Genomic DNA, 19,011 nt, shown 5'->3' with positions numbered 1-19,011 from the left:
TTCTCCATCAAAGACTCTCCACACATAACTTTCTTCGAAAGATGGAGTTACAACGATGATATTTTTTTCGGATGTATTTTTCGCGGTTTCAATATCCTCTTCACAGAATTTCAACTCTAATCCTGCAATATCGTTTTTTGTTATTGAAGTTGATTTACCAGTTTTTTTATCTGTATATTTGATACTATCTATACCTTTTTTCTTTAATGGACTGACCATTGCTTCAATAGATTTCCTAACATCCTTGCTATTCATAAGTTCAAAAACTTCATAAGACACCTCTAAGGTTCTGTCATCAGACGAAAGTATAAAAGATCCAGAATTTGATTTTTTGCAGGTGAAAATCTTACCTTTGAGCCACGATAAAACCTTGATTAAGGTAACTGCCTTTTCTAAAGATAAGCCTATAAATTTTGCAATATCTTGAGCAGAGTAAGTTTTTTCGTCTGATAAAAACGTTGTTGCCCATTGAGTGAAGCTCTGAAGAATTTCTAAATCTAACTGGAAAGATCCCTGTCTAAATCCCGATTTTACTTTGATGTTTAGTGGGTGGTAACCTTTATTTAAAATTTTATTTGCCTCAAAAAGAGCTCTATTTATTCCCATAAGGGAATGAACTAGATCTTCAGCGTCAATTTCTCCATCAACAGCACTGCCTTCAAATGAAATTTCTAGTGAATATTTTGACATGTCTTGGGTGTGTTGTTGCTGATTTGAATTCATTTTACCTCTTACTGATGTTGTGTGTCTATTGCTTGTTAGATGAAAAAAGATATTTGGCAACAACAAGAGCTAGGCCTACTACCTGCGCGAAAAATGTGCCAATAACAGTGTGAAGAAACCAGGGATATTTCTGAAAGTTGAGAATATCACATCCAACAAGGATAATGACAATCCATATTGCAACAGTTGAAATGATCAAAAGAATACCAATTACCCAACTCCAAATATTTTCTTGTTTATGTCCCATGAGACTTGATTCTTTTCTCATCATGATTTGGCTTATTGGATTTATGGTAAATCTCTATCAGTTCAACTCTTATCTCCTTCGGATGGAATGCGTAAATAATCCTAAACCCAGATTGCACACCAGATTTTGGGAAGTCTCTAGATCGAAATTTACGTGCTTTAAAAAATAAGGGATTATGAATTTTTGTAAGTGGTATTTGTACTATACCGCCATTATCCATTTCGTGAATGTGAAACATCGAAAGCTGTGCATTGACAAACGTGCCAAGGTCTTTTTCAAGATTTTTGTATTTTTTTATTAGCTTTTTAAATTCTTTTTTGAATAAGTCAGACCGTTCAATTGTCAGCTCTTTTGTCAAAATTATATTCCTTCACGCTGTGCTCTGGAGTTCTGTAAAATACTGTTTCATAATCTATTATCTGATTGTCCTTGGTGACAACCCATGGAACATCTCTATGTGAATAGTCACTAAGAAACTTTGCGTTTCTTTTTCCATGACTGTTCAGTACAGAATCAATAACTTTAATTTCATTTGCTGAGAAAATATCAAGATTGGCTTCTCGGTGAGCAAGGTATTTCTTTTGAGGATATTTGAAATGTTCACTATCCACCTCTTCGAGATCCTTGTTTTTCTTCATTTTCTCGATACATTTTTTAAAGTCTTTTGGAACAGGTCCATATTTGCGCTTATAATATTTTGCACCTGTGAGGAATTCCTCTTGAATTTCGTAAAAATTAAAATCGCAAAAATACAACAATTTATACAGAACGGTCTCACCTACATTTGGCCGTCCTCCCACCCTATTAAGGATGTATATAATTAATTCCTGAAATTTATTGTTGTTCATTTTTTCTCTGACTCTTTTTTGCCATTTTCAGGGTAGAGTAACTTCTTAATATCCCATTGGCATTTCTTTGGGAATGTAGATTCTCTAAGCCCTGTTTCGGATGAAGCGTTAAGTCTTGCTGAATAATATGCATCTTTTGATATCGAATCTAATTTAGGCTTGAGGCTTGGATTTTCTTTTAAAATCTTTTGAGACTGAAAAATAGAGTTTTTCACGCTATTATCCCACGACCTAGTGTGTTTTTCAGGCTGGTACTTGATTTTTAATAGATGCATAAAAAGTATGGAGATATGACTTTCCAAGGATCTTTTTTCTGAGCGTCCCAATGAATCCATCTCCTCGATTAAATGGGTGATATCCAATTTTTCAAACTCCTGTTTTTGCAATAAAGCAGCTTGTTTTCTTGTCCATCCGTAAAAGTCCATTTCATAATCATCTTTTCTATTCGGAGATATAGACATCTGTTTTTGCTTTGCTGAAAGTTTCTTTTTTTTCATTCGTAATCCTCTGGAAACATAAGCTGCTCTTTTTTCACTTGCCCCTCTGCTACCTCTTCTATTTTTCTAGCCAACTTAGGTCTAGGGGTTCTCCTTTTTGCAATTATATCGTGGATATACGTCCTTGTGACCCCAAGATTTTTAGCGAACTGAGTTTTCGACATTTTATTTCTGAAAAGATACTCATCTAGTTTCATTTTTTCTTCAACATATCAATGATTATCTCATAAGCTTGGTCAATTCTCGATGCATGGCCGTCGAGCCTTGATGAAATCTTGTTAAGGTCATTATCTAATCGTGTGAAAAGATATATCATTAGACCGCTAAGTAGAGCAAAAATTGCTAAATTTGTAGCTATAATTGTGATTAAAGATACTGTATCCATTATTCGTAGTCCTCCGGGAAAAGTAGTTCATCTCTAGTTACTTTACCATTTGTTGCTTCTTCAATCTTTTTAGCCAAGTCTGGGCTGGGTCGTTTTTTACCAGTAGAAACAAGGTTTAAGTGGGTTCTTGACACAACTATTTTCTTGGCCAATTCTGTGACTGTTTTTCTCTCTCTAAATAACCACTCTCTGAGATTCATGACAACCCCTTATTTTGTTAATTGTATGTTATCAAATGTTTCTTTTTTTTATCAATTGTTATTTTTCTGGTTTCATATATTTGATAACATATGTTAACTGATGAATATCAAATTAGAAATGGAATCTAAGTTTGAAGCCTATTATAAGTCAGGAGACGACAATGTGTAAGGATTACTCAAACCTTTCAGGGAAAAGCAGTTCCATGATGGTCACTTTGCCCTCTGTCCCTTCTTCTATTTTTTTTGCTAATTGAACACTTGGTAAATTTTTACCATTTGAAATCATGTTCAAATGAGATCTGGAAACGCCTATTTCCTTTGCGAAGTCCGTGACTGTTTTTCTGTTTCTAAATAACCATTCTCTTAATTCCATAAAGATCTCTTTTTTTGGAAATATTCTATCAATTGTTTATTTTTTTCGTCAAGTATTAGATCTTGTTTGACATTTTAATCAAACATGTGTTAGATTGGGTCAAACAAATTAAGAAAAGGAGTTCACCATGATAACTTACAGAGACTTTCACATTAGCTGCGACCACAAGCCAATTGCAATGAGATGTATTGACTGGGAATATGCAATTGACGGCTATGACGGGGCTCCAGATGCCGAAGATTATAGATATGGTACAGCTGAAAGCCTTGAAGAAGCTAAACAAGCTATTGATGACTGGTACCTAGAAAATGAATCAGAGTAAGGGAGGAAAAAACATGTTTAGATGCTCACACTGTGAAAACTATCACGACAAAAGCGAATACCACCCATCTAAGGATAGTCCTACTGAAGGGCTTTGCTTTGAGTGTTATGTGGAAAGATATGCATGTCAGGAGTGTCACCTGGATAAGGAAGATGTTGCTTACAACAAATATGTTGATAATCTGATATGCACCGAATGCGCTTTAGAAATGGAATCTAAGTTTGAAGCTTATTATGAATCAGGAGGAGACTATGAGTAAGGATCACTCAAAATCTTCAGGGAAAAGCAGTTCTGCTTTGGTTACCCCATTTTTAGTTATTTCTTCAATCCTTTTAGCCAGATCTGGACTTGGACGTCTTTGTCCACTTGAAATAAGATTTAGATGGGTTCTTGAAATTCCGAGGTCTTTTGCTAGTTGTGTAACTGTGATACGGTTATGGAATAACCATTCTCTTAGATTCATTTTATGTCTCCTGCAACGTATCAATGTATCAATTGTTTCTTTTTTAGATCAAGTGATAACTTTTGTGTTGTGCTTAATCTGTAACGTATGTTACATTAGTAGTAACAATAAGAGAGAGAAACCCGACAGGAGGTCAACATGGATTACGCAGAATTACTAGAGATTACTTGGACACTGTTCGAACATTTAGAAGATACTAAGCGCGAGCATAATATTGACGAATGCTACGTTAAAGCTTGTGCTGATCTTGTCGAGGGTGAGGACTTTGATATGGAGACACTCCCTTGGAATCTTTACGAGCAAGTGAAAGATGAAATGGACACTCGTAATTTCCATAGATACGAGGAATCAAAAGCAGAGGAGGCCCTTTATGGATAACCTTGATCTACAATACCTGTATTTCCTTGCAGATAAGGCAGATAAGTGCATAGACAAAGCCGATAAAAATAGTTTTAGCAAATCATGCCTTGAACTGCTAAAAAAGCATATCTGTTTTATAGGAATGCAAAAAAATGGGGTACAAATTAGCCCTACAAATTACAACTAAAAAAGACACAGAGAAAAATCATGAAAATCAAAATCGACGACAAAATGGAAAATAAAACCATAGAAGCAACCGTAAACATTAATTCTGAGAATAAAGCTTACACGTTCAACGTAGAGCAATTTGTCCATTCACATATGGAATTCTTACAAACAGCAGACAAAAACACATACTTTACAATTGAGATTAATTAAGGAGAAATAACATGAGTACAGCTTTTTTACCACACGATTATGAACCGCCAAGATCTAATAGCAGTTATATGAAACTGCAAGATGGCGAGAATAAAATCCGCATCCTCAGCTCCCCTGTTCTGGGCTGGGAGGAATGGATCGATAACAAGCCGGTGCGCTACAACTACGATCAAAAACCAGATAAGTGGTTTGACTCTGAAAGACCGGGTAGACACTTCTGGGCATTTATTGTCTGGAATTACAAGGAAGAAAGAATACAGATATTCCATGTGACACAAGCGTCTATACGTAAGGAATTGGAGTCTCTGGTAAGGGATGATGACTGGGGTGACCCGTTCTTCTATGACGTTAAAATCAACAGAAGCGGAAAAGATTTAAAGACAAAGTATAGCGTCAATCCCCTGCCTCATAAGGTATTGGCTGATCATGTGCAACAGGCTTTTGAAGATCATCCCTGCAACTTGGAAGCTTTAATCATGGGTGAAGATCCTTTCGGTCATTGGGATCATTACACACCCGGTGTGTTTTCTAAAGATGATCTTCCGGAAAGAACAGCGCCTGAAACAATTACAGTAGAACAGCTCAACGAAATCAACGAATACATCGGAGATGATAAGGAATACCTTAAAAAAGTATTATCCGGCGCTCAAAAAATGTTCGGCATTGATAAATTGGCTCAGATTCCGTCAGATAAGTATGAGTCTGTTCTAAAATCAGTCAAGCTACACGCTAAAGAGCGTGCTGAAAAAGAGGTGAGCGATAAGGTAATCCCCTTTTAGTTTTTCATAGACCTCAATGGGGAGGTTTTGCCTCCTCTTCTTTTAATAATTAACGGAGAAAAAACAAATGAAGCTTATTAATTTAGAGCAAGGTTCCACCCAGTGGTTAAATATGCGTCAGGAAAAGATCACGGCAACAGATGCAGCTGTTATCATGGGAATAAGCCCCTTTTGCAGCCCCTACAAGCTATGGAAAAGAAAGCTCGGGTTAGAGTCCCCTCAATATGTAACAGAGGCTATGAAGCGCGGTATGAGGCTTGAGGATGAGGCACGTAAATCTTTTGAGCAATACACTGACATTCAAATGGAGCCGGCAGTTATTGAGTCCGATGATAATCCTTGGATGATGGCATCATTAGACGGCATTGATACGACTAAAAAGCATCAGTTGGAAATCAAGTGTCCCAATCCTAAAACCCATGAGATGGCTAAAAATAAGCAGCTGCCAAAGTATTACTTTGCACAGATACAGCACCAGTTAGCCGTTACCGGCAATGACTGGAGCTACTACTTTAGCTATGATGGTAAAGAGGGAGCCTTGGTAGAGGTCGAAAGAGATGATGCCTTCATCACTGAGATGCTTGAAAAAGAATCTGAGTTTTACCGGATGTTAAAGGAGTTCGATCCACCGGCACAAAGTCACCTTGTCATTGAAACCGATGAAATGAAAAAAGCTGCCAGCGATTATATGGAAGCTAACACTCTTAAAAAAAAAGCCACTGAGCTTGAGAAAAAAGCGCGTCAAAAGCTTTTAGAGATTTCTGATGGACGATCAATACAAGGCTTTGGCGTGAGACTCTCCCATTACTTTGAGAAGGGTAGGGTTGATTACAATGCCATTCCTGAACTTCAAGGGCTTAACCTGGACTCTTACCGTAAAGCTGTGACCGGGAAATCAAGGTTAACATTTGTATAGAAATTCCTTAACGTTGAACACAATGGACCCCTTACATATTATCTTCGGTCATAATGTAAGGGGTTATATTTAATAAGGGTAAACGGATGAAAATGGACATCGAGAACAAGCGTTCAACTATCCCCGTCCAAATGATCTGAGATTTCAGACTTAAGCTCATGAATAGCCTCCACAAACTTAGCAAGCCTTTCATCCGTGATCGGATCACCACTTGCTAGATCGTCATTGATCTTAAGCCTAAGACGCTCAAAAGCCTTATCGTTCTGAATGGGGTCATCGTCGAATTTCATTTTAATGAGTTCTGCGAGCTTTTGTTCTGCAATAACTCTTTCAGTGAATGTTAGATTGACTTTGCTTACAAGCTCGTTCTGTGCGTTTACAGTGTATTCACTCCCCTTTACAGGTTTAGCTTTCCAAAAACAGCAACAACCGCTCGCTTGTGTGTCGGGTGCAAAATGAAACTCTTGATGTAGCTCCGGGTGCACTTCTAGTGTTGGATTAATATTCACGTTTCCTCCTAAAGAAAGAGAGGGGCACTGGGTCCCCTTGATATATGGAGCTTAAATGAGAAATGGAATATGTATCCATACTAATTTTCGACTGTGTTTTGTTCAAGTTAATCGTCAGGATCACCTGGTGTCAAATCCTGATCAATTCCCGTGTAGTGCTTGATAACCTGTTCTAAGGCTTGTTCTCCAATGTGATCGTTTTTAAGACCGAGCCTCTTGTTCACATAGGCGCATCCACCAAATAATGTGGCAGTTAAGGTAATCGCTATTAAAATCTTCATCAAAACGTCCTTGTTTATCTTTTTCGCCATAAGACCTCTTCCTTTAGGTGGAGGATGTAAGGCGTTTAAATTTTCTTCTCGTATTCCTGTTTTGTCTAGCATATGTTACAATACCCCTATCTTTTGAGATGTATCGTTGGACAGACGATAACTAAAGTCTGTGGAGAGAATGTTAGACCTGGGGGGCATGAGTTGGTTCAAAACCGTAAAAGTCCCCACAGTGGGATGATTACGGCAAAAACCAAGCCATTTCCTCTGGGCGGTCTTGTAGAAGCAGGAACCTGCTAGAAAGCGTAAGCGAGTACAGCCCTTGTGAGTAATCATAAGGAATCGCTTTCCTTTAGGGAGGTGAGGATGTCAAGTTCTGTCATATACTTGATAGAATGTGTCGATAAGCAATTCAGCTGTGGTTGCTCCAGCTGTTTTTTCAAATCTAATATACGGGTGTATTCCAGTCGTACTTAAAGGTAGATTTGTTGTTATCGGAGAATTCGCCACCTCTGTTCCATCATAAAAGAATGAGGCTGATGAAACTGCTGAATTTATCTCAATCTTAAATACATGCCACCCAGTATCTACTGTATTACTAGTGTTTGCTGTTGTTGTGGTGCTGCTTTTAGTTGCTCTTACTGTCCAATCTCCACTATTTTCTGAATGTGTATATCTCCAATAAACGCCATCTGTTGGCGCTGCACCTGTTCTAGTTTTAATATCTGAAAATCCAAAATCAACTTCGAAAGAATTAGTTCCATCACTTAGTGTTGGGATTTTAATGAGCCATGACTGTGATATTTTTGCTGATCCCAAAAATTGGGTTTCTGGTTTTAAAAATAAAACATTTTGAGCTGTAAATGATAGACTTTCTAATTTGAAAACATTCTCATGTCCTGCTTCAGCAAATGAAACAATACTAAGATCTCCTTGATAAGACCATCCAAGATTTCCTAATGCCGCTTGAGTAGTTTGATCAGTAACATCACCGGAAAATGTGTCATACAAAGAACTGATGTTTGCCAAATCTGAAATATCCGCAGCTCCACTTTTTGTCGCCCATTTTAAACCTTCTGTTTCTGCTGAATCAGCTTCCAACACTTTGCCATCAGCGCCTACAGAAACTCGAACATAAGATGATCCATTATACGCGAGAAGGTCACCTTTTGTTGTCAGATCAATCGCTGTGAATTGCCCTGTACTTGGATCAAAAACCTGAAGGCCCTCATCTTGTATACCCGCTGCATTTGTTGTTACTGACATAAAATACCTACACTACTGTCCATGATGTTTCTGAGCTAATTACTCGATATTTATTTGTACCTGCGCAAACAAAAGTCACGCTGTCACCTTGATTTAATGACTCAATGTAACCCCCAACTCCTGTTGTTGTCAGGTTTCCATTAAAACGAATGACATCTGATGCATTTTGCGCGACCCTCACTTTGCCAGCGCCCTCTTGATAGGCTATAAATGTATCCCCTATGGAGCAAGATGCCGGCAGTGTTAGTGTGACCGTGGAGGCATTATTGGCAAATATACCTTCATTGGCGACAAAAGTTGCAGATGTACCGGTTTCCTCTCTCCAAGAAAAGGTTGAGATATCAGATATTGATATCCCAGAATCTTTTATCAGTTTCCCTGTTGTTCCGTCATAGATGGCTAAATTTTCATCTACTGCTGTTGCCGGACCTTCTACGACATTGGCAAGGTCAAGATCAGAGTCTCGCATTGTGATTGTCCTAACGGTACCTGTCGTTATCTGATCCGCTTGGAAGGCAATCTTTTTTGTATTGTCTAAATCATCGAGTATTCTAAATACATTATCGATAAACTCATTAGATCCACTCACACCAACCAGCGTAACATACCCATTTGCATCCACTGAGAAATTCGTAGAATCAAACAGGCATACTCCTGCTTTATTACTATCTGCCGGGGCTCCTACATTTGAAGAAGCAAGCTGTATTTCTGCATCCAATAGACTTGAAGCAGGTGTGCCTTTGAAATGCAGGGCTTTGGAATTCGTTGCATTGGCAACCGTTTTTCCATTGATATCAATGACGCCACTTGTTGGACCAACCTCCCCGCCTGAATCCCCTTCAAGACTGGTAACTGTACCACCAGGTGTTGAGGAGGTGGAAATAAGTTTCCAGTCGGCTACATTAGAATTGATGTCCGCAAGATACCATAGATCGCCTTCTGTTGAGCTGTCTGTTGGATTGCGGTCTACAACCCATAGGTGGGGTGGCTCATAGTATTTCCCCGTCCTCGGGTCTTTAATGTCCGTTGAGAGGGGCGCCCTGCGTATCATTACAAAGGGAACAATGAATTTGTTGAGTCGCTGATTTATTGTGCGGTTAAAGTTATTGGGTTTTGGCATCCTTGCCTATCCTTTTTTGTTTTTAAAAAATCACCTTTCAGTTGTCAGCGCTATATCCATGCTTGCATAATCAATTTCAAAGTTTCTTTCTGTTGTTGAAATAACTTTAACTGCCCCAAATGTCATAAATAAATCTATACTATTTGGAGGTAAATTAGTTGTTATTGGGCTATTTGACATTTCCACGTCATCAATAAAATATGATGCTGATGTTCCAGCGGCGTTTATAGATACCCTTAGTTTTGTCCAGTTCGTGTTTGCTGCAACTGTTGAATTTGCGGTTGTTTCAGTAGATGCATTTCTAGATTTTCCGACCCATTGCCCGCTATTCACATTGTCAGAATAGTAAAAATAAACTCCATCTGTTGGCTCTGCATCAAAACCTACACCAAAAAGTCCAATGTCTAGGAAATATCGAACAGACGAAGTTGATAAAGTCTCAATTTTAAACAAGAATTCAACATCTATTGATCCACCACCAACCCTAATTTCACCAGGATTTTTTATTTTTACACCATCTGGCGGTGTCCCGGTTCCATTCTGAATTTCTATTATTCCAGGATGTTGATTTGATCCAATTCCTGAACTTGTATTTGTACTAACACCGCTTTCATTAATTATAAAATGCGTTGAAACCTGTTGACCATTTGAACCATTGCCAGTTATTTCCGTAAAATCATCCCAGATTTTCAAATTAGATGCATCTGAACTCCCACCGCCTCCGGCTGCCTCCCAAGATGGAAGGCCTGTTACTAAGGTTAGAACTTCATCATCCACACCTTTAGGCAACTTCGACAATGTATCAGTTGAGCTTGCATACAGAATATCTCCTGACACATAGGAAGATTGTGCTGTACCGCCATCCGTCTCTGAAACAGGAGTCGATAGAGTTGTATCAGTATTTATATGTCCTCTAACCATCTAAACCTCTGTTGTTAACTCATTTCTCAGATAAACGTAATCCAAATAAAAAACATTCTTTGCTCCTGTAGCTGTCGAAGCATCAGCACGGATGAAAAATTGTAAGTCGTTGCTTGTGATATTTGTTGAGGATGTGCCGATAGACACACCGTCTACGAAGAATTCTACCGATGTCGCAGCAGCATTAATTTCGAATCTGAGTTTTCTCCAAGTCGTGGCGGTTGTGGATACAGCTATTAATGAGTCTACCTCTGTTCTAGTGCCTCCCGATTCTGTCACTCCTATGAAATTAACAGAATTTGTTCTGTCATATTCGAAATATACGCCATCAGAAATAACATCATCCGATCTAGCATCCGCAAGTCCCCACATCGTTATATATTCATCAAGAGCAGTCGAAAGCGTCTCGAAATTAACTAATACTTCAAATGTCCACGAGCCTGATCCTAGATAAATCATGCGTGTAGCAGCAGCACTTGAATGTTGAACAACAGCCCGTCCAGTACTATTATCAAGACGGAACCGCCATTGACCAGGATGTAATCCCCCTTGTCCACTCCTTCCGTCAGTATTATTGATAGATGCACTGGCTAAGTTTACCTCGAAATTTTGTGTAGCATTTTCAATACAATGTGAACTATATTCAAGACCCTGATTCATAGTAAGCTGAGTTAATCCTGATAATCCACCAGCACCATTTCCGCCAGATATATATCCCCTAACCATTAGTTAAACCTCTCTTTCCATGATATCCCAATAAGAACATCGCTTGCTCCAGATGACGTTGCTGATGCTGTTAATGTATCTCCCGGTGACAATATGACATCAAATTCATGAAATGGGATTGATGCATTTCCGACTTTTTGTACGGGAACCACCGTGAGCAATGCCCCTGATGATATTGTTGTACCTGCTATATCATAATCTACTACGCTCGTATTGGTTGATACGTCTGTGAATGCAGGTGTTCCTCCTACTGTAGCGTTTTTATAGACATGAATATCCGCAGTCTTTGTTCCATCGCTAGCTATTGATATGAAATCAGGCTGAATACGTGATTGCAACATTCCACTGCTAGTTGTTGCAGCACCTGATGCAATAACAGCGAACTGATCTGAATAAGTGACAGTCCTACTGTCTACAACTGTGGTGTTTACAATATCTGTATTGAGATTATACGGAAAATGAATGACTGTTTGAGGATGTAAATGCTGAACAGATAATTCACCAAAGGCAGTTTTCTCGAATGATGCCGCACTACTCGATGAGGGGCCTATTGAACCGCCTGGCATTACGATACCACATTTAATATAATGTTTCCGGAAGCACCTGCACCTGTGACCTGTTTTACTTGCACCTGTGCCGATTCAGGAAGGGCAAACATACCCTCTTCTTGGCTGTCTCTTTGACTTATGCGGTTTGAATCAAAGGTACCTCCAGACGGTATGATTGGCCCGTTTTTTGCTCCGTCATCAAAGGAAATTTGCACATCCACATCAGAGGTGTTATAGATGACAAATCCTAGAGCCGGCTTAGTCAAAATAGCTCCGACATCTTGATAAGAGCCTGTAAGACTTGTGGCAGCAAAAGTCCTTGCAGCTTCATGATCTATTAATTTTGCCATTACTTCCTCCTTGAAGTAAGAATTAATTTACTTGTTCTTCAGTGTTTTCGCTAATTGCATCCCTAATTTCTTGGCTGAGTTCCAACATTCCATTTCTGAAAGCATTCGGGTTCTTTTTTATGACTTTTAAATTGTTAAAGAACTCCTTCTTGGCAAGCAGCTTTGGCATTAATCTTTTGGCTATCTGTACCGCTGCGAAGGATCCAGCTACTGGAGCAACAGGAACACCAAGCCAGTTTAATAAAGAAGCCCCATGAAGAAACGCTGGGTTTTCTTTTAAAAATCGGACAGGATCTCTGAATAATCTTGCTGTTTGGTTTTTCTCTGCATCTTGGGCCTTTAAAGATTCAGATTTTCTTTCAGCTTTAGTTTTTGCTCGCTGCTCTAGTTGTTTTGTTTCATTTTCAAACCTGTTGAATGCCTTTTTTACGGCATTTGCCTCATTCTCTAGTGATCGAAGTCGATTTAAGTAGGGTTTTCCCTCAATCATTTCGATAACTTGAATAGCTTGCTTATTCTTAAATAAATCTCTTACAGCCTTAGAGCTAAACTCCCCTTTAGTGAAAAATACAGGCGTTAAAATGTCATCAACGATAGCTTGCTCTACAACCTTTAAAGCATCAGTTCCCTTCAAAGTTTCTCTGATAAGACGTAGACCTTCCGGGGTTTTACCAATTGAAACAGTCTTTGTTAAATCTCCACCAATTTCAGACGCTCTAGCAATATCTTTTACAATGCCTTCTTGTAGAAGAGCTGTTCTTGATTGGGGAGATAATGGTTTTCTTGACTCCTCAATGAAATTAGCCACATCGTTACCTCTAGGAGATAAATTTCTTTTGATGTCAGCTAATTTTCTTGAAGATTCCGGTGTTATTTTACCTAGTCCCACCTCTTCTAAGGCAAGTTTTTCAAGTGTAAGCATTGATGGGGAAAAAGCATCTGAGCCTTTAACTTGAAGTGCATCTTTCAGCGCTTTAAACTCTGCTGGACTTGTCACTTCTCCAATTACTTTTATAGGATCTTCAGCGCGTTGTATTTTTACGACAACATCTTTACCAAACCTATTTGCGTCATTTTGATGCGATCTCTCTGCTTTTCTGAAATCTAAGAAAGCTTCTTTATCAAGTTGACGAATTCCGTTATTTAGTTCACCGACAGCTTGCTTTCTAACAGGATTTACGCTGTTTTTGAATTTAGACTTTGCTCCTAAATCAGGAAACTCGAAGTCAGCGAAATTATTAAATCGCTGTTTCATGGATATCGCATCTTGAACAGGAATTCTTCCCGTTTCATCAAATAGAGCAATCTGCTCTTCTAAAAATCTAGTAATTGAATTTCTTGCACTTTGGGGTATTCCAGTTTTAGGTAACTCTTCAATAAAATCATGCATTCCACGCATTGTTTTAGTCATTGGTATCGTTTGATTTGCTACTCTTTGCTTTACTCTGTCATAAAAGTTCGATGTCGCCCCTCTTGCTCTGGTGAACTGTTCGGAAATACCCTCGTTGATGACTGTTAAAGCCTCTCCCCTGGTTCTTTCAACAGGGTCAAGAGCTTTTAGGCTTTCATTTACCTGAGCATTGCGAGTCTCTTCAACTATTTCTGTGGCATTTATAGGTTTTACAGGCTCAACACCTCTTTCTCTTAGAGGTTTTACTTGTATTTCTTCTCCTACAGCTTTCAATGGAGTAAGCTTTTTTTCTAAATTTGCAATTTTTGAGTTAGTAATCTCTTGTTGTGAAATTTGCTTAACTCGTGACTTTGACGGTTTCTTAAATGAGAGAAGTGGTGCTACAAGTTCAACACCTTTTGCTAAAGGTTCCGGCCCTCCAAGTTCTCTAACTATTTGACCGCCGGCTTCTCCACCCCCGAGGGCAGCAGCTCCAGGACCAAAAAATATATTTTCAGCAGTGCCTCCAACAAATGACTCCGCAACTCTTCCAAGTGGTGTTTGCGCTGTAACATCCAGACCTAATTTTTCCTGTAAAAATTCTTGAGCGCTTTCACGTGTTGGGGCGTTTTCAAGTATGATATCCCCTAAAGGTCCAGCTATGGGAACGGCAATCCCTATCACTTCTTTGATTAGATCCTCGGCTTTTTGAAATCCAAATTGCTCTTTCAGTTCTTGGGCTCTTTCTTTTCCATAAACCAGTTCGGCGAAGGTCTCTCTAGGTGGCGCGGGCTCTTGTCCAAATATATTTCTTAATACATTACCAAAGCCTGTTACTGGATCTTGAACGAACTCTCCTAGGCCTCTTGCCGTTTCCACTAAGTTTCTTGGGGCAGCAGCTAAGCCGGTAATAGCAGCGCCGGGTATAGAGACAGCAAGATCAGCTTCAGGAGAGCGTTTCTGTCTTTCCTTTATACTCTCAAGGATATTTCTATCATTTATGCCTTCATCCCTTAGCGATTGTATTTTTTCAGACAAATCGGGGGCATTACGCATAATCGAATCTACAATTTGAGTTTGTGATAACTCTTTTTCTGCGGATACCAACTTGTTATATGATGGAAGTGTCATCCAAAAAGCCTTTTGTCAATTTGTTTTTGTGTAAGCTTTCCTGTTGAACCTCCTCCTAAATCACTGTTTATCCTTTCAATTAAGCCCTGTTCTTCCTTAGAGATTCTGTTTTGTACCAAATTATCAACTTGGTTCTCGGGTATTCCTGCATCGAGGAATTGCTGTCTAAGCTCATCTTTTCTAATGGCAAGGTTCATGGCCAATTCAAGATTATCTGTTAGCCTGTTATTTCCTTCCTCGGTTTGGAGTATCGACAGATTACGATTTAGTATTGTTTCAAACTCAGTTTTGATTCTTGGAAGTGTTGGAAATTGATCGCGGATGATATCAAACATTAAACCTGAAAACTCTTGCTCTTCAGGAGTTAATAGCTCTCTTTCTACTCTTGCGCGATCACTAGCTTTAAACGGATTTATTATATTTCCACCAACAGTAAAGGGTTGTTCTTTCGATACACTTGGTATCAACTCTCTAATTCTGCTTATCTTTGGAAGAGCATTTCTGGCTTTATCTGCGTCTTGTCTAATCTGGTCTAAAAACTTTCTCTCTTCTTTTGATGTTCCGGTAAACTTTTCTAATTCTTTCCGTTTCCTTTCTTGATTTGCTTGGAGTCTTTTGATTCTGGAGTCCTTTAGCTTTTCATTAATGAATTGTGAACCCTCTATTTCTCGTACTTGTTGATCAATAGTTGAAATCTCATTTTCAAGTGAATTTCTCTTTTGGATAGCGGCACTGACTCTAGGTTTTGATAGGGCTTCTTGATTTATTTGGTTTCTGTCTAGTACCTCTTGCCTTTCAGGAGAAACAAGTTGTGGGCCTTGTTTTGTGCCTTGTAAGGCGTTTAGCAATGGATCTGCCAATGAGGCGTCGGCTGAGACTACAGGAATGTTTTCAGGCACTTCTTGTGCTGTATCTAGATTTGAAATCCTATTTAGCTCCTGAGATTGAGCCTGATTTCTTGCACTTTCTAAGTTTAATTTATCCAACTGTGTTTGTCTTGTCTGTTCTCCCTGAATAATTGGCGCAAACCTTTGAACTGTTTCAAGAGCTTCCGGAAGAGTTGCACCACTGCCTTGTAATCCAGTTAACAGGTTACTGATCAAATCCCCATCTTTTTGTAATGCCTGATTAATGATATTATCAAGAATATCAGTAGACCTTTGTCTTTCAAACCCCTGCGATATACCTTGCGACAGCGCTTGGCCTATGTTTTGAAACGGTCTTCTAGGTTCCGGTCTAAATTGTACGGTCATTGCAGTTGTCCTCTTCGGCTAAGACCAGGGCCCGGGTTTTGTGCTGAAAATCCACCTCCACCACCGCCTTTCTGTTTGAAAAGATTACTTGCAAATGAACCTGCGCCTTGTCCTAAAGCCCCTCCAAAAGGGCCCGCAAATCCTGCTCCGATACCAGAGAGAAGTTCTGGGAATAACCCTTGTGATCCAGGATCCTGTACATTTTGGAAGGCTTGTGTCCCTAGACCTAACTGAGCGCCTTGAAGGGCTCTATTTTGCGCGTTATTTATTAACCCGGCTAGTTGCTGATTAAGCTGTCCTTGTACATCCGCACCGGCTCTAGTCAAAGTATCATCAAGGCCTGAGCCTCTAGCACCCCCCGACGCAATGAACTTTTGTTGAATAGCCGGAGCTATACGATTTTGAAAAGTATTCAGTGCCGGATCAACAAAAGATGATTGGAAGAAGTCTTGATTAACTCCGAAAAGTCCGGCTAGGGGACCACTTCCTGACAACCCGCCGATAATCTGATTTAATAGATCATCCTGCCCACCTGTTAGCGTTCCTACCTGCTGCGTACTCGGTCCTGACCCGAAAAAGAAATCTGAGAATGACATCCTTGTCTCCTTAATTCAATATAGTCCAAGACACTGTTGTCGGACTGCTTTTAGAATCTAAAATATATAACTTTGCTGTATTCTGATTAAGCCAAAAAGTTCCGACGGAATATCTATAATCCGAAGCTGTCGGAACTGCATTTTCCCGAATTACAATATTAGGCTTTCTATTCACTGTAGTGGCAACATCGCGGTACATTTCATCGAGGGTGTCGGTAACCTGCTTGTTGTCTTGCTCCATCTCTCGGCCGAAGTTGAATTCCTCTGCTAAAAAACTCATCTTACAAGCCTCCCAACAGGTTCAAACCAGAATTTAAAGGCATGAAACTTCCCTTCAACCGCAGTATCTTTTTGCTTAATTCTCATGGAGTGGAAGTTTGCTATTTGATTTACAGTAAGCGTTTTCCAAACCTTGGACTGTCCCGGTATATCTGCTGTTGAATTCAGTGTTACATTTTCTTTCCAAGGGTCAGGATTCTTATCTATGAAGAAATCAACAGTGAAGTTTCCGGAGTCCGCATCCATGAAGAAATCAACTTTTCTAAGACGAGCCTTCTTTCCTTCTTCTACAAATGGGTTTAAAGGCTTTGTCTTGGCGCTAAATTGGAAACCTTTAAGTACATACCCACCGGAAGAATAAGCGCTAGCATCTGAGCTATCAAGGTTTATTGTGATGGTGCTTCCTGAGCTTGCAGTCACCTGAAATTCTTTGTCATTGATTACGCTTACACTGTTTTCCTCAAGACCGGCCACACCATCTATTTTTATTGTGTCCCCTACTTCAAAAACATTGTCCTCTATTGTAACAACAGCTCCGTTAGCTTGTGTCACACCGGTGATTTGTGTCAGCTGGTCATTACCGTCCTCTACCATGTAATAGACGATTCCGTTGGCATCACCTGTCAGGGTGATGAAGGCATCATCTTGCCATGACAGCTCATCCCATATATCTTCTGTGGTATCCCATTGAGCCCATGTGGGGTCATTACAATTATCAGGATCGGTAGGATCGCAATGCACATCGTCCCAGGCTATCTCTTCGGTTTTCTTGAAGTAGCCTACTACGTTTGTCGGGAATCTGTAAGTTGACCATGATGATTCTTCAAAGTTTCTCACTAGAATTCTTGAAGATGTCGATGAATCATCTAAAGGATCAGGGTATGGCCACCAGAATTGCGCGTCTTCAAAAGCAAGTCCACCGGTAATCAGGTTGAAATTGTTTTGAACTACTCTCTTCTGAGTGAAGTTAGGTAACTTGTCATCAATGCGTGAAGCTTGCCTTCCATCTGATGTAATGATCCCTGTTCTACCTATTGCAAGAGACTCACCGAACCAATTCACGCCTGAATAAGGGGCATTAGAGCCTCTGAATTGAGAAGCTCCAATTTTACGAATACGAAAGGGCTCGTCAATATCTGCTGTGATCGAAAGCATCCAGATATTTTCTGTCGTCCATATTGTGATTTCGTTGTGCTCTTGCTTAGCTGCTGTAATTACACCCTGATCTGAGATGTCAAGATGACCGGCTCCGGCAACATTATACTTGTCACCGTTTCCACTGTTATCAAGTATTCCGGACCATAGTATACGACGAGGGAATTTTGAATTTCCAAGTGTAGGAGAGAGCCAGACAAGGCGCTCATTTACATAAAAGACATGTAAAGCAAGATTAATAATACCATCAGCAGGGTCCTGATAGTCGGGATTGTCCGTTGTATTGTTGTAGCCTTTAATCTCGCCGGTGTCATCGAAGAATACGGGCACATCTTTGTTGTTTGTGAGTATTAAACGGGGTTTAACAGGCTTATTAGAAGCGTTTCTTCCAAAATACATTGTTCCTGAGAAGAAGTTTGTATTGTCACCTGTAAATGTTGTCAGACTTGATGCAGAGGAAAAAGGTAATCCGTCAAAGTAGTTGCGAGATGCATTATATTTATTCACCACATCCTGATCGCATACGACCAACTCTCTTTCTCCATCTTCTTTGATGAAGTTAAAGATGCCCATGATAGGTTGGGCACTTTCAGTCTGGTAGACTACAACGACAGGATCTGTAGTGGCAGCATCAAACTCCGCTTGTATTTGACCTGTGGCATAGTTTACTGAATTAGTTCCCCCGGCATTATAATCGCCTGAGAAGTTTCCATTATGGTCGATTGTGATGACTTTAGGAGTGACTGAACTATCTGTAATCGTTATCGTTCTGCGAGACAAAGGTATGTTAGCCATCGTCTCATTGAAAGTGGTACTCGTGGAAATATTGAAGCTTTCAGATCGTGATCTGTGAGTCTTGGAATCATCATATCGTGTATTAACCCTTATACCGCCTGTTGCAAAGCGTCTGAATCCCCTTCTAGGTCTAAGTACTCCCCTGTATACAAAAGCGTCGAAGAGCTCAACAAAGGCATCATTAGGAAGAATCCAGGGCTGTAGCTCATCGT

26 protein-coding genes are annotated in these 19,011 nt (G+C 39.7%); 6 read left to right on the top strand and 20 right to left on the bottom strand.

The annotated features are described in order from the left end of the window. The 6 genes from ABFQ95_01225 to ABFQ95_01200 all read right to left on the bottom strand — a co-directional run. The coding region (locus ABFQ95_01225; GenBank protein ID MEN8236164.1) for a hypothetical protein at positions 1-723 on the bottom strand (723 nt) is incomplete at its 3' end. 236 nt (positions 724-959) lie between these two features. After that, complete coding sequence (locus tag ABFQ95_01220) at positions 960-1,328, bottom strand: hypothetical protein (protein ID MEN8236163.1); 369 nt, start codon at positions 1,326-1,328, stop codon at positions 960-962. After that, a complete protein-coding gene (locus tag ABFQ95_01215) occupies positions 1,306-1,818 on the bottom strand; it encodes a Panacea domain-containing protein (protein MEN8236162.1) in 513 nt (170 codons plus the stop codon). Before ABFQ95_01215 ends, ABFQ95_01220 begins: the two co-directional genes overlap by 23 nt. Then, complete coding sequence (locus ABFQ95_01210; protein ID MEN8236161.1) at positions 1,815-2,315, bottom strand: DUF29 domain-containing protein; 501 nt, start codon at positions 2,313-2,315, stop codon at positions 1,815-1,817. Before ABFQ95_01210 ends, ABFQ95_01215 begins: the two co-directional genes overlap by 4 nt. Before the next feature lie 384 nt (positions 2,316-2,699). Next, positions 2,700-2,900, bottom strand: a complete 201-nt coding sequence (locus ABFQ95_01205; GenBank protein MEN8236160.1) for a helix-turn-helix domain-containing protein — start codon at positions 2,898-2,900, stop codon at positions 2,700-2,702. 172 nt (positions 2,901-3,072) lie between these two features. Then, the gene (locus ABFQ95_01200) at positions 3,073-3,273 is read right to left on the bottom strand and encodes a helix-turn-helix transcriptional regulator (protein ID MEN8236159.1); all 201 of its coding nucleotides are present in this window, start codon (positions 3,271-3,273) and stop codon (positions 3,073-3,075) included. Positions 3,274-3,400: 127 nt separating this feature from the next. Here ABFQ95_01200 and ABFQ95_01195 point away from each other — a divergent pair, with 127 nt between their 5' ends. Both ABFQ95_01195 and ABFQ95_01190 read left to right on the top strand, forming a co-directional pair. Then, a complete protein-coding gene (locus ABFQ95_01195; GenBank protein ID MEN8236158.1) occupies positions 3,401-3,595 on the top strand; it encodes a hypothetical protein in 195 nt (64 codons plus the stop codon). A 13-nt stretch (positions 3,596-3,608) separates the two neighbouring features. After that, positions 3,609-3,854, top strand: coding sequence for a hypothetical protein (locus ABFQ95_01190; GenBank protein MEN8236157.1), 246 nt, complete (start codon positions 3,609-3,611; stop codon positions 3,852-3,854). Between the two features lie 3 nt (positions 3,855-3,857). Here the strand turns inward: ABFQ95_01190 and ABFQ95_01185 are convergent, their stop codons facing one another. Next, a complete protein-coding gene (locus ABFQ95_01185; GenBank protein MEN8236156.1) occupies positions 3,858-4,058 on the bottom strand; it encodes a helix-turn-helix domain-containing protein in 201 nt (66 codons plus the stop codon). Between the two features lie 138 nt (positions 4,059-4,196). Here ABFQ95_01185 and ABFQ95_01180 point away from each other — a divergent pair, with 138 nt between their 5' ends. The 4 genes from ABFQ95_01180 to ABFQ95_01165 all read left to right on the top strand — a co-directional run bounded on the left by ABFQ95_01180 (position 4,197) and on the right by ABFQ95_01165 (position 6,491). Then, entirely contained in the window at positions 4,197-4,436 is a 240-nt protein-coding gene (locus ABFQ95_01180; GenBank protein MEN8236155.1) for a hypothetical protein, read from the top strand. After that, the gene (locus ABFQ95_01175) at positions 4,429-4,605 is read left to right on the top strand and encodes a hypothetical protein (GenBank protein MEN8236154.1); all 177 of its coding nucleotides are present in this window, start codon (positions 4,429-4,431) and stop codon (positions 4,603-4,605) included. Before ABFQ95_01180 ends, ABFQ95_01175 begins: the two co-directional genes overlap by 8 nt. Before the next feature lie 202 nt (positions 4,606-4,807). Then, positions 4,808-5,575, top strand: a complete 768-nt coding sequence (locus ABFQ95_01170; protein ID MEN8236153.1) for a hypothetical protein — start codon at positions 4,808-4,810, stop codon at positions 5,573-5,575. 67 nt (positions 5,576-5,642) lie between these two features. Then, positions 5,643-6,491 (top strand): lambda-exonuclease family protein, encoded by an 849-nt coding sequence (locus tag ABFQ95_01165; protein ID MEN8236152.1) that lies wholly within the window; start codon positions 5,643-5,645, stop codon positions 6,489-6,491. Between the two features lie 113 nt (positions 6,492-6,604). Here ABFQ95_01165 and ABFQ95_01160 read toward each other — a convergent pair whose 3' ends face one another. The 13 genes from ABFQ95_01160 to ABFQ95_01100 all read right to left on the bottom strand — a co-directional run bounded on the left by ABFQ95_01160 (position 6,605) and on the right by ABFQ95_01100 (position 18,799). Further along, positions 6,605-7,000, bottom strand: coding sequence for a hypothetical protein (locus tag ABFQ95_01160; protein ID MEN8236151.1), 396 nt, complete (start codon positions 6,998-7,000; stop codon positions 6,605-6,607). Between the two features lie 107 nt (positions 7,001-7,107). Then, on the bottom strand, positions 7,108-7,383 hold the full coding sequence (locus ABFQ95_01155) for a hypothetical protein (GenBank protein ID MEN8236150.1): 276 nt from the start codon (positions 7,381-7,383) through the stop codon (positions 7,108-7,110). 255 nt (positions 7,384-7,638) lie between these two features. Continuing rightward, positions 7,639-8,535, bottom strand: a complete 897-nt coding sequence (locus tag ABFQ95_01150; GenBank protein ID MEN8236149.1) for a hypothetical protein — start codon at positions 8,533-8,535, stop codon at positions 7,639-7,641. Between the two features lie 7 nt (positions 8,536-8,542). After that, complete coding sequence (locus ABFQ95_01145; GenBank protein MEN8236148.1) at positions 8,543-9,655, bottom strand: hypothetical protein; 1,113 nt, start codon at positions 9,653-9,655, stop codon at positions 8,543-8,545. Positions 9,656-9,685: 30 nt separating this feature from the next. Beyond that, a complete protein-coding gene (locus ABFQ95_01140; protein MEN8236147.1) occupies positions 9,686-10,576 on the bottom strand; it encodes a hypothetical protein in 891 nt (296 codons plus the stop codon). Next, positions 10,577-11,302: a hypothetical protein gene (locus ABFQ95_01135; GenBank protein ID MEN8236146.1), complete on the bottom strand. Its 726-nt coding sequence runs from the start codon at positions 11,300-11,302 to the stop codon at positions 10,577-10,579. Beyond that, positions 11,302-11,868 (bottom strand): hypothetical protein, encoded by a 567-nt coding sequence (locus tag ABFQ95_01130; GenBank protein ID MEN8236145.1) that lies wholly within the window; start codon positions 11,866-11,868, stop codon positions 11,302-11,304. Before ABFQ95_01130 ends, ABFQ95_01135 begins: the two co-directional genes overlap by 1 nt. After that, a complete protein-coding gene (locus ABFQ95_01125) occupies positions 11,868-12,200 on the bottom strand; it encodes a hypothetical protein (protein ID MEN8236144.1) in 333 nt (110 codons plus the stop codon). The genes ABFQ95_01130 and ABFQ95_01125 overlap by 1 nt, the downstream gene beginning before the upstream one ends. A 22-nt stretch (positions 12,201-12,222) precedes the next feature. Continuing rightward, a complete protein-coding gene (locus ABFQ95_01120; protein ID MEN8236143.1) occupies positions 12,223-14,721 on the bottom strand; it encodes a hypothetical protein in 2,499 nt (832 codons plus the stop codon). Next, positions 14,718-15,974 (bottom strand): hypothetical protein, encoded by a 1,257-nt coding sequence (locus tag ABFQ95_01115; protein ID MEN8236142.1) that lies wholly within the window; start codon positions 15,972-15,974, stop codon positions 14,718-14,720. The genes ABFQ95_01120 and ABFQ95_01115 overlap by 4 nt, the downstream gene beginning before the upstream one ends. Then, positions 15,971-16,570 carry a hypothetical protein gene (locus ABFQ95_01110; GenBank protein ID MEN8236141.1) on the bottom strand — a complete coding sequence of 200 codons (600 nt, stop codon included), beginning with the start codon at positions 16,568-16,570 and terminating at the stop codon, positions 15,971-15,973. The genes ABFQ95_01115 and ABFQ95_01110 overlap by 4 nt, the downstream gene beginning before the upstream one ends. 10 nt (positions 16,571-16,580) lie before the next feature. Further along, the gene (locus ABFQ95_01105; GenBank protein MEN8236140.1) at positions 16,581-16,850 is read right to left on the bottom strand and encodes a hypothetical protein; all 270 of its coding nucleotides are present in this window, start codon (positions 16,848-16,850) and stop codon (positions 16,581-16,583) included. Next, on the bottom strand, positions 16,847-18,799 hold the full coding sequence (locus ABFQ95_01100; protein MEN8236139.1) for a ubiquitin-activating E1 FCCH domain-containing protein: 1,953 nt from the start codon (positions 18,797-18,799) through the stop codon (positions 16,847-16,849). The genes ABFQ95_01105 and ABFQ95_01100 overlap by 4 nt, the downstream gene beginning before the upstream one ends. Between the last annotated feature and the right edge of the window lie 212 nt (positions 18,800-19,011).

This window comes from Pseudomonadota bacterium (assembly GCA_039714795.1).
Classification (GTDB): domain Bacteria; phylum Pseudomonadota; class Alphaproteobacteria; order JAGOMX01; family JAGOMX01; genus JBDLIP01.
This window is presented reverse-complemented; position numbering and strand designations above follow the sequence as displayed.

Excerpts from the sequence above, each read along its gene's own strand:
- ABFQ95_01130 (MEN8236145.1), bottom strand. The coding sequence starts at position 11,868 with ATGCCAGGCGGTTCAATAGGCCCCTCATCGAGTAGTGCGGCATCATTC.
- ABFQ95_01150 (MEN8236149.1), bottom strand. The coding sequence starts at position 8,535 with ATGTCAGTAACAACAAATGCAGCGGGTATACAAGATGAGGGCCTTCAG.
- ABFQ95_01165 (MEN8236152.1), top strand. The coding sequence starts at position 5,643 with ATGAAGCTTATTAATTTAGAGCAAGGTTCCACCCAGTGGTTAAATATG.
- ABFQ95_01110 (MEN8236141.1), bottom strand. The coding sequence starts at position 16,570 with ATGTCATTCTCAGATTTCTTTTTCGGGTCAGGACCGAGTACGCAGCAG.
- ABFQ95_01145 (MEN8236148.1), bottom strand. The coding sequence starts at position 9,655 with ATGCCAAAACCCAATAACTTTAACCGCACAATAAATCAGCGACTCAAC.
- ABFQ95_01135 (MEN8236146.1), bottom strand. The coding sequence starts at position 11,302 with ATGGTTAGGGGATATATATCTGGCGGAAATGGTGCTGGTGGATTATCA.
- ABFQ95_01115 (MEN8236142.1), bottom strand. The coding sequence starts at position 15,974 with ATGACCGTACAATTTAGACCGGAACCTAGAAGACCGTTTCAAAACATA.
- ABFQ95_01195 (MEN8236158.1), top strand. The coding sequence starts at position 3,401 with ATGATAACTTACAGAGACTTTCACATTAGCTGCGACCACAAGCCAATT.
- ABFQ95_01155 (MEN8236150.1), bottom strand. The coding sequence starts at position 7,383 with ATGCTAGACAAAACAGGAATACGAGAAGAAAATTTAAACGCCTTACAT.
- ABFQ95_01180 (MEN8236155.1), top strand. The coding sequence starts at position 4,197 with ATGGATTACGCAGAATTACTAGAGATTACTTGGACACTGTTCGAACAT.
- ABFQ95_01140 (MEN8236147.1), bottom strand. The coding sequence starts at position 10,576 with ATGGTTAGAGGACATATAAATACTGATACAACTCTATCGACTCCTGTT.
- ABFQ95_01175 (MEN8236154.1), top strand. The coding sequence starts at position 4,429 with ATGGATAACCTTGATCTACAATACCTGTATTTCCTTGCAGATAAGGCA.
- ABFQ95_01190 (MEN8236157.1), top strand. The coding sequence starts at position 3,609 with ATGTTTAGATGCTCACACTGTGAAAACTATCACGACAAAAGCGAATAC.
- ABFQ95_01105 (MEN8236140.1), bottom strand. The coding sequence starts at position 16,850 with ATGAGTTTTTTAGCAGAGGAATTCAACTTCGGCCGAGAGATGGAGCAA.
- ABFQ95_01100 (MEN8236139.1), bottom strand. The coding sequence starts at position 18,799 with ATGGCTAACATACCTTTGTCTCGCAGAACGATAACGATTACAGATAGT.
- ABFQ95_01185 (MEN8236156.1), bottom strand. The coding sequence starts at position 4,058 with ATGAATCTAAGAGAATGGTTATTCCATAACCGTATCACAGTTACACAA.
- ABFQ95_01215 (MEN8236162.1), bottom strand. The coding sequence starts at position 1,818 with ATGAACAACAATAAATTTCAGGAATTAATTATATACATCCTTAATAGG.
- ABFQ95_01210 (MEN8236161.1), bottom strand. The coding sequence starts at position 2,315 with ATGAAAAAAAAGAAACTTTCAGCAAAGCAAAAACAGATGTCTATATCT.
- ABFQ95_01205 (MEN8236160.1), bottom strand. The coding sequence starts at position 2,900 with ATGAATCTCAGAGAGTGGTTATTTAGAGAGAGAAAAACAGTCACAGAA.
- ABFQ95_01170 (MEN8236153.1), top strand. The coding sequence starts at position 4,808 with ATGAGTACAGCTTTTTTACCACACGATTATGAACCGCCAAGATCTAAT.
- ABFQ95_01125 (MEN8236144.1), bottom strand. The coding sequence starts at position 12,200 with ATGGCAAAATTAATAGATCATGAAGCTGCAAGGACTTTTGCTGCCACA.
- ABFQ95_01200 (MEN8236159.1), bottom strand. The coding sequence starts at position 3,273 with ATGGAATTAAGAGAATGGTTATTTAGAAACAGAAAAACAGTCACGGAC.
- ABFQ95_01120 (MEN8236143.1), bottom strand. The coding sequence starts at position 14,721 with ATGACACTTCCATCATATAACAAGTTGGTATCCGCAGAAAAAGAGTTA.